Origin of the sequence: Tamlana sp. 2_MG-2023, from assembly GCF_030548465.1 — a bacterium.
Lineage (GTDB): Bacteria > Bacteroidota > Bacteroidia > Flavobacteriales > Flavobacteriaceae > Pseudotamlana.
Genome location: NZ_JAUOSF010000023.1, coordinates 1 through 14,605, shown reverse-complemented (window position 1 = coordinate 14,605; position 14,605 = coordinate 1). Strand labels below are relative to the sequence as shown.

General features: G+C 32.5%; 15 protein-coding genes. 9 read left to right on the top strand and 6 right to left on the bottom strand.

Annotated features, from left to right (window positions below; all coding sequences use genetic code 11):
* From Q4566_RS16700 to Q4566_RS16685, 4 genes are all read left to right on the top strand, one after another.
* Positions 1-1,043: RHS repeat domain-containing protein (locus Q4566_RS16700; protein ID WP_303423658.1), on the top strand; the 1,043-nt coding region annotated here is incomplete at its 5' end.
* Entirely contained in the window at positions 1,036-1,353 is a 318-nt protein-coding gene (locus Q4566_RS16695; RefSeq protein ID WP_303423656.1) for a hypothetical protein, read from the top strand. The genes Q4566_RS16700 and Q4566_RS16695, both read left to right, overlap by 8 nt.
* Before the next feature lie 433 nt (positions 1,354-1,786).
* Positions 1,787-2,740, top strand: coding sequence for a toxin C-terminal domain-containing protein (locus tag Q4566_RS16690; RefSeq protein ID WP_303423654.1), 954 nt, complete (start codon positions 1,787-1,789; stop codon positions 2,738-2,740).
* Entirely contained in the window at positions 2,733-3,269 is a 537-nt protein-coding gene (locus tag Q4566_RS16685) for a hypothetical protein (RefSeq protein ID WP_303423652.1), read from the top strand. The genes Q4566_RS16690 and Q4566_RS16685 overlap by 8 nt, the downstream gene beginning before the upstream one ends.
* 134 nt (positions 3,270-3,403) lie before the next feature.
* Here the strand turns inward: Q4566_RS16685 and Q4566_RS16680 are convergent, their stop codons facing one another.
* On the bottom strand, positions 3,404-3,529 hold the full coding sequence (locus Q4566_RS16680; RefSeq protein WP_303423650.1) for a hypothetical protein: 126 nt from the start codon (positions 3,527-3,529) through the stop codon (positions 3,404-3,406).
* 541 nt (positions 3,530-4,070) lie between these two features.
* Here Q4566_RS16680 and Q4566_RS16675 point away from each other — a divergent pair.
* The 5 genes from Q4566_RS16675 to Q4566_RS16655 all read left to right on the top strand — a co-directional run bounded on the left by Q4566_RS16675 (position 4,071) and on the right by Q4566_RS16655 (position 8,208).
* A complete protein-coding gene (locus tag Q4566_RS16675) occupies positions 4,071-5,066 on the top strand; it encodes an RHS repeat-associated core domain-containing protein (RefSeq protein WP_303423648.1) in 996 nt (331 codons plus the stop codon).
* 1 nt (position 5,067) lies between these two features.
* Entirely contained in the window at positions 5,068-5,511 is a 444-nt protein-coding gene (locus tag Q4566_RS16670) for a hypothetical protein (protein WP_303423646.1), read from the top strand.
* Between the two features lie 693 nt (positions 5,512-6,204).
* Entirely contained in the window at positions 6,205-7,221 is a 1,017-nt protein-coding gene (locus Q4566_RS16665; RefSeq protein ID WP_303423644.1) for a hypothetical protein, read from the top strand.
* A gap of 20 nt (positions 7,222-7,241) precedes the next feature.
* On the top strand, positions 7,242-7,568 hold the full coding sequence (locus Q4566_RS16660) for a hypothetical protein (protein ID WP_303423642.1): 327 nt from the start codon (positions 7,242-7,244) through the stop codon (positions 7,566-7,568).
* Positions 7,569-7,653: 85 nt separating this feature from the next.
* The gene (locus tag Q4566_RS16655) at positions 7,654-8,208 is read left to right on the top strand and encodes a DUF1990 family protein (protein ID WP_303423640.1); all 555 of its coding nucleotides are present in this window, start codon (positions 7,654-7,656) and stop codon (positions 8,206-8,208) included.
* Positions 8,209-9,462: 1,254 nt separating this feature from the next.
* Here Q4566_RS16655 and Q4566_RS16650 read toward each other — a convergent pair.
* From Q4566_RS16650 to Q4566_RS16630, 5 genes are all read right to left on the bottom strand, one after another.
* Positions 9,463-10,509, bottom strand: a complete 1,047-nt coding sequence (locus Q4566_RS16650; RefSeq protein WP_303423638.1) for a tyrosine-type recombinase/integrase — start codon at positions 10,507-10,509, stop codon at positions 9,463-9,465.
* 685 nt (positions 10,510-11,194) lie between these two features.
* Positions 11,195-11,584, bottom strand: coding sequence for a hypothetical protein (locus Q4566_RS16645; RefSeq protein ID WP_303423636.1), 390 nt, complete (start codon positions 11,582-11,584; stop codon positions 11,195-11,197).
* 10 nt (positions 11,585-11,594) lie between these two features.
* Positions 11,595-12,590 (bottom strand): RHS repeat-associated core domain-containing protein, encoded by a 996-nt coding sequence (locus Q4566_RS16640; RefSeq protein ID WP_303423634.1) that lies wholly within the window; start codon positions 12,588-12,590, stop codon positions 11,595-11,597.
* Positions 12,591-13,150: 560 nt separating this feature from the next.
* Complete coding sequence (locus Q4566_RS16635; protein WP_303423632.1) at positions 13,151-13,657, bottom strand: hypothetical protein; 507 nt, start codon at positions 13,655-13,657, stop codon at positions 13,151-13,153.
* Positions 13,638-14,605, bottom strand: a 968-nt coding sequence (locus tag Q4566_RS16630; RefSeq protein WP_303423630.1) for an RHS repeat domain-containing protein, incomplete at its 5' end; no start/stop codon positions are given. The genes Q4566_RS16635 and Q4566_RS16630, both read right to left, overlap by 20 nt.

Sequence of the window (14,605 nt, the reverse complement as noted above, 5' to 3'; positions counted from 1 at the left end):
ACAATAATTACTATCCGTTTGGGATGCTACAACCTAACAGACATAAAGACTCTAAATCCTATAGGTACGGCTTCCAGGGACAGGAAAAAGATGATGAACTGAAAGGTGAAGGAAACTCTGTAAACTATAAATACAGAATGCACGATCCTAGGATTGGGAAGTTCTTTGCGGTGGATCCTCTTGCTAGTGGGTATCCATGGAATAGTCCATATGTATTTAGTGAAAATAGGGTAATTGATGGAGTGGAATTAGAAGGTTTAGAATATAAGGATTATGAATTACCAGGAGGTGATGATTATGCTATAGCTACTGTAGCTACAGCAAGGGAAATAGGTTTTTCATTTAAAAACCTTATGACTTATGCTTTACAAGGAACTTCTGAGCAAATGAGAATGGAGGTTTATGCTAGGGTTATGGCTAAGCAATATAGAGATTTTGGTTATATTCCAGAAAACCCATCTTCTTGGATTAAATGGGGATACGCAATTGATCCGGCAACTGGTGAATCTATTCTTATGGAGTCACGACCATATATAGTTCCAGAAGGCACACCAGTCGAAGAATTTCTTGGTTTGCTTAGTGATGTGGTAGTGGTTGGAACAATGTTTGCTCCAATGAAAGTGGGAGGATTAAGTACTCCTGCGTTTTTAATGAAAAACCCGGCTATTGTAGCTGCATTAAAAACTTCTGCTAGTGAATTAAAAATTGTAAAATATGGATTTAAGCATTATGCCAGAGGAGCTAACGCTTGGAAAAGTGTTGTTAAGAGCACAAAAAATGGACCTTCTAAATTCCATAATGATATGGATTTTGATGACGTTGACGATTTAGTAAAAGAAGCTTGGTCAAATGGCACTGCTGTTAATAATGGTAAGCCTTGGAAAGTTTATGATGCAGAAGAAACTATTGGTGCTGCTGCTGGTAAAGAAACACAATACATGAGAGTTGAAATGACCCCTAGCACCAAAGAGGTTCACGCTTCACCTATTACAAAAAGGGATTATGAAAAATACACGAAAAAAGTTGATGATACGGATGGATGATTTACAAAAAAAAGAAGGATTTAATTTGAATCATTTAGTGATTGTCAAAAATGATTTAATATCTTTTGAAAAAACATTAGAAGAACAGAGAAATTTATTATTTGAAGATATGTTTCAAGTAGAAAATAAAAATAAAAATTTAATTTTCGATATTGGTTGGTATGGAGAAACCGAGAATTTGGAAGGCAATTTTATATTGCATTTAATACAAGATTATAACTGGGATTCACCTTTGATGAAATTAATTACGAAGGATTTATATGTTCTTGAATTTTATATAGAATCAACTATGAATTTTATGAAAAAATAACCCTAGCTGTCGCTAGAGTGATCGCTCCCGCGAGTTTTCAAAACTAGTGGCGTTCCGAGTGATTAGGCTAGAGTATGAAAAAATATTATATAAAAGCTGCTTAGAAATGAGTGGCTTTTCTTATTTTAGAAATTGATCAATCGATTGTAAAGGGATTACAATGTAATATGTAGTAGTAAACTGCAATACTACCCTCCTGTAGCTAGTATTTACTGATGGCGCTAGTTTGTTAAAGTAACGGCAAACTCAAGCATTTACTATTGACGTTAAAGGTTACTTTTTTTTATATTCTTTGTTCATGTTGATTAAGATTATCAAAAATCATGATAACACTGTTATCCGAAAGCATCAACTATTCATTAAATCTTATATCTTAGTTCTCGATTAACTATTAATTAATCTCATATAAAAACGACACATAATAACAGAATATATGAGTCATCCGTTTGGGATGCTACAACCTAACAGACATAAAGACTCTAAATCCTATAGGTATGGGTTTCAGGGACAGGAAACAGACGATGAACTGAAAGGGGAAGGGAATTCTGTAAACTATAAATACAGAATGCATGATCCTAGATTAGGGAGATTTTTTGCCGTGGATCCGTTGGCTGCTAAATATCCGCATTATACACCTTATTCATTCAGTGGTAATAAGCTAATTGCTTTTATTGAGCTGGAAGGTCTAGAAGAATTTTCATTTCAAACTCATATGACGATGCACAATCAGAATCCAGCATTAGGTGTTTCTTCATTTCTCTATGACTGGTATAATGATAAAGCAGCATCTAAAGTAAATGCAGCTGGTCGAGGAATGAATACACTCCTTGAAAATATTGCACCTATACGACCATCCACACCCGAGGAACAACAAATGATAGAAGATGCAGGTGGTAATTGGGAGTATTTAAAAGGAACTCCTGCGAGATTAGCCGAATTACCTTCTAATCTATCAAATGCTTTTGATAATTATGAAGATGTAATGTCAAACGGCACAATAGAAGAAAAGATAGAATCTTCTGCGGTTATAGCAGGAACAGTAGGTGTGATTTTGAAGGGTAAATCACCTGGGGAAGTTTTGAAGAACACTGTAGAAGCTGGATTTAATCCAAAAACTGGAATTATAAAGTTTATTCAAGGTACAGGACAAGCTGCTAAGAATTTATCAATCAAAGTTCCTGAAGGCTTTAAGTTATTCAAAAACAAAGGACAAGATGGATTTAAAGCTCCAGTTTTCAAAAAAGGAAAAGAGTTTATTTCTCCAGATCTTGATGGGCATAAAGGAGGGGTATTTAAAAAGGCTAGAGGTAAAGCAGAAAATTTAAAAAGAAAATCAACTCGAGAAGGAACTTATAATGCAGATTTGTCTAAAAAGCTAGATGATTGATAATATGATTGATAATATGATTGATAAACTATCCATTACAAAATATAATCCAACTGACAGAAGCTCTGAAGGAATTTACTTAAAAGAGGAATGGACCTCAATATCAGACATTGGTAAATTTTTCAACGATAATTTATTTACGGAAGAGGAATATCTAAGAATTGAAAAAAAATATATTCAAAGTATTTTTTTAATAATCGATTATTTTGAAGTAGAGGAAATTAGGATACAAAATGTGTATAAGTATACTAATAAGAAATGGTTAAAAAATAACAAGCAAGTAGATTTAAGCAAATTTCACAATATATTACACTCCGGTATGATTATAGGGATAAACCGAATTTTTGAAATTGAGAAAGCTATTAAAATTGCATTAAGAGAAATAGCCTCTTTGGAAATAGAAATAAATCCATTAACAAAAATAACCTTTGGCTATGATTACTATATGTATTTAGAATTCTCCAAATCAAATCAGGAATTGAGTTCTTTAGAAGAGAAAATTAAAGATTTAGGATTATTCATAACCTAATAGTAAAAAACCCTGATGGCACAAGTATGCCGTGATCGCTAGTGCCAGTTTGCAACTGGTACCGTCACTGCTTGGTTTAGTGGTTAGGGTAAGAAATAAAATAAAGATAAAAGCTACTGTAACAGGTAGTTTTTTTATGAATATGCTTTTTTAGTTTTATGGTAAGAAATCGCCATATCGATAAGTTCGTAAACTTTTACTTTTTCTTTATAGCTAAAACTCTCAATATCCTTAATTTTTTGAAGTAGTTGTTTATCCATAATCACGTCTTCACCACTAATCAAGAAATCTACAGTGACACCAAGTACATCTGCAATACTTTTAGCAGTATCAATAGCAGGTTTAATCCCCTAGCTGCCGCTAGAGTGATCGCTCCCGCTAGTTTTCAAAACTAGTAGCGTTCAGAGTGATTAGGTTAGAGTAAGAAATAATATTATATAAAAGCTGCTTAGAAATAAGTGGCTTTTCTTTTTTTTGAAAATTGATTAATTGATTGTGAAGGGATTACAATTGAATATTAGGTGCGATTACAATTTAATATGTAGTGGTAAACTGCAATATTACCCTCCTGAATCCAGTATTTACTGATGGCGCTAGTTTGTTAAAGTAACGACAACTCAAGCATTTACTATTGACGTTAAAGGTTACTTTTTTTTTATACTCTTTGTTCATGTTGATTAAGATTATCAAAAATTATGATAACACTATTGTCCGTAAACAGCATTTATTTATTAAATGTTATATATTAGTCTTCTATTAACTATTAATCTCATATAAAAACGACACATAATAACAGAATATATGAGTCATCCGTTTGGGATGCTACAACCTAACAGACATAAAGACTCTAAATCCTATAGGTATGGCTTCCAAGGACAGGAAACTGATTCAGAAATCAAAGGAGAAGGAAATAGCGTGAACTTTAAGTACAGAATGCACGACCCACGTATTGGAAGGTTCTTTGCAATAGACCCACTTACGAAATCTTACCCTTGGAATAGTCCTTATGCTTTTAGTGAAAATAGAGTAATTGATTCCAGAGAATTAGAAGGGTTGGAAAGAGTTTCTATTCATAATTATGCTTTTGCACCTTTTGATGATTTTGGCGGTGGTTTTCACGGAGATGGTGAGAATAGAGGTTTTGGAGATAAAGTAAATCCAGGTTCAAAGCTTAATGAAAAGTTTAGGATAGGTAGTAAGGTTACTTTAAGTCTAACTGGAGCTGCAGACATAAAAAGGCAAGCTTACGGTTCTTGGTCATTATGGACTGGAGATGCAGATTTTTCTGCTGCAAAATTTGAAAGCTTCAATTATGCTAATGGAACTCTAAATTATCATTATGCAGGTGGCAATGCTGAACCATTATTGATAATGCAACCTTTTGTTGCAGACATTGATGTGAAATTAGATATCACATTCAAGCAGATGACAAACAATAACAAATTTCAAGTAACAGGTTTAATAAAAGGAGATAGATTTCCTTCTAATGAAACATATCTTACAGATGTTGGCGGTAATAAACTGTTTTTTGGGGTGTCTGGACCAGATGGGATGTTTAATGAAGCTTTAGGTCCAATGACTGAATTGAACGGTGCAGGAAATGAAAGAATGCAGCAATTTAACTTCTTTATTCTCTTTAATGATGATGACACTTTTAAAGGAGTTTCTTTAGGTAATGGTACTTGGTATGAATTAGATGCTTGGAATAAAAATTTCACAAATTTAAGTCCTAAAAATCAGAATACAGGAACGAATGTTACTAACGATAAAGTACAGACAGATTATGACCCGGATTAGTATGTTATTATTTATGTTTGTGCTTTTAGGATGTGCAAACAAAGAGTTACCGAACGAATATGTTTTTTCAGAACCAACAGCCGATTGGTATGTGATTGTGAACGGTTGTAAGGATGGAGGAAACTTTATTGAGGGCAATAAGCGAAGATTTGTTTTTCCTGAAAATGGCATACTCTTAGCGAATATGGAGAATTTTGATATTACTAAGAATGATGTTTTTTTGATAGGAGAAAAGTCATTTGACCCAAATTCAGAGGACGAGAAATCCTATAAGTTGTGCTACCATATGATATCCCAAAACTCTGGGTACGATAAAGAAGAATTTGATTTTTATTTTTTTAGAGTAGGAAAAAGTTGTGATGATAAAAGTAATGCAGGGTTAGATGTTTTTTTTGATAGCCTCTTGGATTATTTGAAAAATGATAAAATACTATCTGTTAAGTAGAAAATAGATAAAAAGTTAGAGAAGCCTTACAGAGATGTAGGGCTTTTTTATTTACAGGCTATTCATTTTAACTAACTTAATCATTGCATCAATAGCAAATAAGATGTGCTCTTGCTCTGCTTTAGAGAAAGCAGAAATATCATTCAATCTTTTAAGCATAGCAGGGTCTTTTAATAAGTTCCTGTCCTCACCCAGCTCGTCCTAGTATGCCCCTAGCTGTCGCTAGAGTGATCGCTCCCGCTAGTTTTCAAAACTAGTGGCGTTCCGAGTGATTAGGCTAGAGTAAGAAAAAATATTATATAAAAGCTGCTTAGAAAAGAGTGGCTTTTCTTATTTTAGAAATTGATCAATCGATTGTAAAGGGGTTACAATTCAATTTTAGGTGGGATTACAATGTAATATGTAGTAGTAAACTGCAATACTACCCTCCTGTAGCTAGTATTTACTGATGGCGCTAGTTTGTTAAAGTAACGGCAAACTCAAGCATTTACTATTGACGTTAAAGGTTACTTTTTTTTTATACTCTTTGTTCATGTTGATTAAGATTATCAAAAATTATGATAACACTATTATCCGTAAACAGCATCTATTTATTAAATGTTATATCTTAGTCTTCTATTAAATATTAATTAATCTCCTTTTTTCTTAAAAAACGACTCCAAAAAACAGGATATTAGGAGTCATCCGTTTGGGATGCTACAACCTAACAGACATAAAGATTCTAAATCCTATAGGTATGGCTTCCAAGGACAGGAAAAAGATGATGAGATCAAAGGTGAAGGGAATAGTGTAAACTATAAGTATAGAATGCATGATCCTAGGATTGGTAGATTCTTTACTGTCGATCCACTTGCTCCAATGTATTCTTGGAATAGTCCTTATGCTTTTAGTGAGAATAGGTTAATAGATAAATTTGAATTGGAAGGATTGGAAGGAGCAGATTATCGATTTAGACAGTGGCAAAGGGCTCAAGGAGGAATTCAGGCAAAGGCAGCTGATGCTGATAAAGAAATTATGAGGAAAGCTGCAAGCGCGATGAAGGAAAAAGTTGTTGCTACTAATAAATATGCTGAAGGGCTTGTGAAAGCAAGAGATGCAGGAAACGCAAGACTAATACAAATAGGAGAAGAACCTGTTACTATTCCTACTTGGCAAATTTATTTTCACTCTTATTTTACAGAATTTGGAGGATTTACTGACGCAGAGGATGTATCTGTAATAATGGATGGGAGAACTATTGATGGATCACAAGCAGGAGTTGTAGATTATTCATTAGCTGGAGTAGGTATTTTTGTTCCATTTATATCAGGAGGAAGTACAAAACAGGTATTAAAAGGGTTTTGGCAAGTTTTTGATAATAAGCAAGGAGGAGCAATTGTTGATTGGTTTTTTAGTAGTAGAGGCGTTAAGAATTTTGATGAATTTTATAACAAAGCAAGAAAACTATCAGCAGAAGAAAGAATTGCAGAATACAAAGCAGCGGGAAAAAGAGTAGCGGATGGAAATGGATGGAAGAAGAATAACAAGTACTCTGAAAATAATGGAAGAGATGTTTATGAATCAGAAAATGGTGATTTATTTGCTTTAGATACTCAACATGGAGCTTTTGAAGTTTTAAATAAAAAAGGTAAACATCAGGGAGAAATGAACTTTGAAGGAATCAAAACTAAAGCTGCAGATACCTCAGGAGGACATGATCTTAAACTTTAAAATAGTATACACAAAGAATTATGACGGATAAAATTAATTTAGTACCATTAAAGGGAATTGATTATAAAGATGAATTTTATTGTGGAACAGTGCTACGTAAATATAATGTTGGGATGAATCCTGATATCATTAACAAAAATGATAATTTCTACGACTATTTATTGGTGTATTTGAATTGGGAAGAAAATATGGTATTAGTAAATGTTACTGAAAATAGTAGTAAAAAAGGCTATGGATACTCTGGAACGATACCAGTTAATACTTCCAGCGGTAATTTTACAGTTAATAGAAAAGGTTTTGAATTTAGCTTTGGTAAAGATTTAGAAGACTGGTTTTTATTAAAATAACCCTGATGTTCCTAGATTATGCTATCGCTAGCATTTGCTAGTGGCGGTAAGAGTAAGAAAAAACAACACCCCTCAAAGGTAAACAATGAGAGGGTTTGTTGTTTATCACACTCATTTAAGAGTTTGTATCCCTGATTTTCCTGAAGGTAAAATGAAAATAGGAGATAATATATCTATAGACATATTTGGTCCTTTAAATAATAGTCATGTTAAAGTAGGTAGAATAGAAAATACAAACAATAGAATTGCTGCAACATTCTTAACTTTAAGAGGTCATGTAGAGAGAGGTTTTATTACATTCAGTATTGATCAAAATAAAAATGGAGACTTAACCTTTCAAATAGAAGGGGTATCTCAGGCTAATTATGGAACAGGATTTTTATTAGGCCTTACGGGGTCTTCTCCAAGGGAAAAACAGTCGCAGTCTTGGTTAGAAGTTTTAGGTAATTTTGCAAATGTAACAGGTAATGATTCTGGAAAAGTAAATGTAAATTTCACTTCTTCGAAAGAAGGTAAAGTGTTTAATTCGGGAGATAATGTAGATAGAAGTTCTTCTTTTAGTGGTAATTTAGGAGATATCAATACTAAAGAAAAACGAAAAAATGTTGCAAGTGAACTTCAAAAAGACTTAGATGAATAGGCAATTTTTAATTAGATCAGCTTCAATATTGCTAGTACTTATAGCTAATATAGCTTTTTTATCATATTATAATTCAATAGAAAAAATAAATGATTTCTCTTTGTATTCGCAACATTGGCTGTTCCTATTATTAGTTTGATAATTTTATTTTTTTTCATCAAAATAAAAAAAAACAGATACTATTATAGTAAGATTATTTTTTTGATTCTAATTTATTTTATTGGATACTTTGTTGTAATTAAATTCTTTAGTCAATCTAGATTCTATTATGAGTTGCAGAGTTTATTATTTATTATAGTTCCATTGATTATAATTAATGCCATGGTAGTGTACAGGGATAAATATAAAACCTATCTCTAGCTCAGTATTCTATGGTTAAAACAAGCCTTATTTCTTTTGATAGGCCGAGCCTTTGATCACCAGCGCGATAGCTTTAGCCCCGCTCTCCGAAGAGTGATTAATTGAAAATGAAAAGCTGCGCAAATGTCTCCCGACTTTTCGTGAGAGTATAGTAATATAGGTAAAAACAGTTACAGGCATTAAGTTTGTAGCTGTTTTTTTTATGTTTTATGCAACCTATAAAGACTAAATTTTTGTATGGAAAAATGTAATTTGGTTAAAAAAAGGGTATAAAAAAGCATTAAAATATCGTTGTAATTACTTGTTTTGCACCCAGCTCGTCCTAGTATGCGCTAGAGCTAGTTCGCAATTAGTACCGTACCAACTTGGTGGGGTTAGAGTGAGAAACATAGTAAAATAGCTACAACGAGTAAAAATGTTCTGGCTTTTTTTTGATATAAAAATGTAGTTTGGTTAAAAAGGGGTAAAATATCTTTTTAATTATTGGTAGTGTCTAAAAAAGTGTGTCTGGACCCCAGCTAGTCCGAGCAAAACTAAGTAACGGCTAGTGCGAGGCTCGGGCTCGTTATAGATTGGCAGTAAGAAACAAATAATTTAAAAATAAAAGCTATCTAGAAAAGGTGGCTTTTGTTGGTTTAGGTGGAGTTTGCTTTTTGGGTTTTATGATCTCTAAGAGAAGTATTCTCTAGCTGTCGCTAGAGTAATCGCTACCTCTAGTTTTTATAACTAGTAGCATTTTGAGTAAGTAGATGGGAATAAGAGATAATAGCAATACCACCCACTCTACAAAGAGTGGGTAAATAAAGGTGAAAATTGTAACGCAAATATCTTTTTGCATTATGCTAAAAATAGCAATGACCATAACCTTCCTATGAAGATTGTGGCTATTTTGTTTTAATAATCGCTCAGCTTGTCGTGTACTTTTTCTATTTCTTTATCTACATAGGATTGAGCAAAATGTACATATCGGTAAAAAGAATTACTATTGGCACTATGCCCGCTAATTGTCCGTACTAAATGCTCTGGCATGCCTAAAATTAATAGAGTGGTAATAGCTGTACGTCTCATCATATGTGAACTCATTTTGTCGCAAAAGCGTTCTGGCTTTTTTTGATTGTTTTTGTGCACTGTATATGTTTTCCCTTGTCGTTCTCTAGAAAGCTCAATAGGAGCTGTGAAACTGGCTTTTTCTCCTATGCTTTTTAGTGTTTTATTAAAGTTAAATAATGTTACAGGGGTAAATAAGATTGTTTTTGAACTTCTAGAGGTATATTTTTGATAAATTTTTACGGCGTAAGATGGTAATTTTGTAGAACTGTATGCTTTGGTTTTTTTGCTTTTTACTTTCAAGTACCAATCTCCATTTTGCTCTTCAAAATTTTTATTGGTTAATAAAAATATATCTGAAAAACGTAACCCCGTTGTACATCCAAATACAAATATATCTTTTATCCGCTTTTCAGGTCCAGTAAGGTTGGATTCAAAATCTTTATTATGGATTAAAAATTTTAACTGATCTGGCGATAACACCAAGATATCTACTTCTTCTTTTCGTACATAAAGTAGTTTGTGAAAATCGCCTGTATTTAGATGTTTTTCATTGTTTAAATAATTAAAAAATGTACGTATTTGTTTCATGTTACTACCTACATAATTGTCGTAACATCCTTTTTTGTACATAAAATCAGAGAATTTTCGATAGAATTTTTTCCAGTAGTTTTTTTCAGATTCAAATTCTCTTTTGGTTAATTTTTGTACATCACAGATACGTAGATCAAAATTGCAAGTGTTAGAAAATTCTATTAGATTGTGTAACACATATCGATAATTGTCTATAGTTCCAGAAGTGATTCTACTTCCGTTTTTCTTTAACCTTTTTCCAGTTTCAGAATCACGGATAAACTGTTTAAAAAGCGGTAGTATTGCAGTTTGCTTTTTCATATTAAATTGTAACAGTTACCTAATATTCTATTCTCCTAAATTAGGCTAAAATATTATTTCATTTTCAAAAATAATAAAAGCCACCTTTTCAGGTAGCTTTTATTTTAATTTCTTATTGTTTAAACATTTGTCAAGTACTTTACATTCAACTAGCTCTAACAATCAATATATTAGCATCATCTAGGATGGTTTTTAATCTCAAAATACATTTACCTAAATAAATAATAGTTTTTGCTATTAGGTTATAAATAACTCTAAAGCTTTAATTTTCTCTTCTAAAGAACTCAATTCCTGTTGTGATTTGGAGATCTCTATATACATGTAGTAATCATATCCAAAGGTTATTTTTATTAATGGATTTATTTCTATTTCCAAAGAAGCTATTTCTCTTAATGCAATTTTAATAACTTTCTCAATTTCACAAGTTCGGTTTACCTAGCTACAGGAGGGTAGTATTGCAGTTTACCACTGCGTATTAAATTGTAATCACACCTAATATTGAATTGTAATCCCTTTACAATCGATTGATCAATTTCTAAAATAAGAAAAGCCACTCATTTCTAAGCAGCTTTTATATAGTAGTAACTCTTACTATTATCCAATCACCATGCAAAACCAATCTATAACGGCACGACCGTGACGCTCGCGCTAGCAATTACTTAGTTTTGCTCGCGCCAGCTGGAGCTTACTCCGTACTGCCACTCGTCAGAGATGATCGGTAGCGTAAGGAGTTTTTTTTCAGCCAATTAATTAAATTTGGAATATCTGCAATTGCATTATCAATAAGTTCCTTAGAAATAATCTTACCAAATTTAATTGGTTTTATACTATAATTACTAGTACTCTCTTTGGTATACAGTTCCCAAGTTAATTCTCCCTTAAATTCTTTAATAATGTCGCCTAAGATTTTATAAGTGATATCGTCTTTATTTAATCCTTGAAAATAAAATCTAAATGACGGAACCCGAGCATATTTATTATCATTACTCCACATACTTACTCTGGAAGCAACAAAAGGAATACCTACATCTTGAAAACATTCATACATTGAAGTGTTATTGACATCCTTTTCCATAAGTTTAATTTTATTGTTGAGTATAATCTAATTTTACTGTTGAATTCAAATCTTGATATATTTTCTTGTATGTTTTTAACGGTATTGGATTAGGTGACATCATCGGGTCATAAACTTGTCCTTCTTTTACGTATATTTCATGTAAGCTGAAAGTTTCTGAATTGCCATATTCATTTCCTTTAAATGTCTTAGTGTTTTTTCCGTTTAATTGATATCCAGTCAACCCTCCATTTCCTTCTGAAGTAGTTATCTGTAATATTTTTCCTTTACCACCATCTAAATTAGATAAATCCTTTGCTATATTTGTACAATCGCAATCTAAATCAGCCTTTTTGTTTATTCTTCTAGTTTCATTTGCTAATTCTGATTCAATCTTACTAATTCTTGCCGCACCCTTTGTTACACTTGCTGAGCGATTAATAGTTGGTGCTTTAACATTTCCAAACCTAATTGGAGCTGTTGCAAAAGTATAAAAAATGGTAGCTGCATAATCTCCAATAACCCCCATATTATGCACATCTATCGCTTTTTGATAACTAGCATTTCCATCTTGCCACGTACTGATTACATCCGTAGACGTTAATAACAAAGATTTATTATAATCATTTGGTACAATATGCCAATTACCGTCAGTGTTTTTTATCAAATATAAACTTACATACTTATCTGTATTAGATTCAATTCTTCTTGCTTCAGTAACTCCAATTCTTGTCCCATCGTTATCATATTTAAATTCCCAGAAGACTGCTTCCAAACCTTCTAATTCTACATGAACAGTTACTTTGTTTTCGCTAAATGCATAAGGGCTATTCCAAGGGTATTTGCCTGCTAACGGATCCACGGCAAAAAATCTCCCTAATCTCGCATCGTGCATTCTGTATTTATAGTTTACACTATTCCCTTCACCTTTGATCTCATCGTCTTTTTCTTGTCCTTGGAAGCCGTATCTATACGATTTAGAATCTTTATGACGATTCGGTTGTAGCATCCCAAACGGATGACTCATATATTCTGTTATTATGTGTCGTTTTTATATGAGATTAATTAATAGTTAATAGAAGACTAAGATAAAACATTTAATAAATAGATGCTGTTTACGGATATAGTGTTATCATAATTTTTGATAATCTTAATCAACATGAACAAAGAGTATAAAAAAAAAGTAACCTTTAACGTCAATAGTAAATGCTTGAGTTTGCCGTTACTTTAACAAGCTAGCGCCATCAGTAAATACTAGCTACAGGAGGGTAGTATTGCAGTTTACTACTACATATTACATTGTAATCCCACCTAATATTGAATTGTAATCCCTTTACAATCAATTGATCAATTTCTAAAATAAGAAAAGCCACTCATTTCTAAGCAGCTTTTATATAATATTTTTTCTTACTCTAGCCTAATCACTCGGAACGCCACTAGTTTTGAAAACTAGCGGGAGCGATCACTCTAGCGACAGCTAGGGGACGCTCGCGGCATAGGGCACGATTACTTTTATCAAACTTTTAGACTACCAATCTTAACCGGCACCCGAAAGGATTCAGGCGCTAGCGGGGGATAATGCACGTTTTAGATTGGACTATAATTAATTTTTCCTGAATAATATTCTATATCTGTATTTGATTTGATATGAAAAAATAAATAATACTCTTCATTTTCACGCATTAAGCCTGTAACTTTAAACCAACTACCCACACTAAGTTTTAAAGGAAAAGTATCTGTTTTTTTTGAAAAGCCTTCACCTTCATACAACCAATAATAACCGCTGTTTTTTCTTAAAAAGTCAATACTTTTCTTATAATCAAATTTTCTGCCTTTATAAAAATATTCAATCCTTCTTTTCTCTATAGAATACTTTTTCGATGTATAATCTAACCTTAAACTAACCGTTGAATCAATATTATAAAATAAAGGTTTTTTATTTTTTGATTTTACACCTTTAAGTTTTGAAATAGTAATTGCATTCTTAAACTCGCTTTTAAATTCTAAACTGTCGTGAGTAACAGAAATAAGTTCGCGACTTATACAGGATGTTAAAATTACAAATAATAAAACACTAATTTTCAATTTCTGCATCTCTAATAGTTCTTTTGAGTTCTTTATACTCTCCTTTCGTTATATCGCCAGATTTAAAATCTTTTTCTATTCTAATCTTTTTTGATTTAATTTCTTGTTCGAAATGACCAATAGCGTTATTTACTGCAATTATAGCCTCTCCCGATGCAGGTCTACCTGTATAGGGATCAATATAACCTTCTTCATTTGCTTGTTTAAGATAGTTTTTTAACCTTGAAACTAATCTTATATCTGAACCAATGAATTGCAAATCTTTGTGTGAAGTAAAACTTGGAATATCCTGTTCAAAATCGTGCATTTTTGCTATTTGGTCTACCATATCTATCGGTTCTGCGTCAAAATCATATTTACCAACTCCTTTTCCAAATCTTGGACCATTTACAGTAACAGAGCCATATCCATAAAATAAGCCATGTGTTATCAAAGAACTTGCTCCGATTTGAGTCTGTTCCATTCTGGTTTCTTTCCTTTCAAAATTTCCATTATCATTTTTCTCAAAATATGTAAACGCAACACCTTCTCCTAAACTTCCATATGACTGTGAATTTGCTTGATAGAAATGTGATGCAGAATTACCATGAAGCTTTCGAATTTCAGAGTCGTTCATATTTCGATAATCCTCTATAACTTCTTTCTTGAGAACATTTGTGCCTGTTTTATCTAAGTATATTGCATAATGGATGTATTCCAAACCTTCTAATTCTATACCATCAATAACTCTGTTTTCACTAAAAGCATAAGGACTATTATGTGGATATTCAGGCGCTAATGGATCTACTGCAAAGAACCTCCCAATCCTAGGATCGTGCATTCTGTATTTATAGTTTACAGAGTTTCCTTCTCCTTTGATTTCTGAATCAGTTTCCTGTCCTTGGAAGCCATACCTATAGGATTTAGAATCTTTATGTCTGTTAGGTTGTAGCATCCCAAACGGATAGTAATTATTGT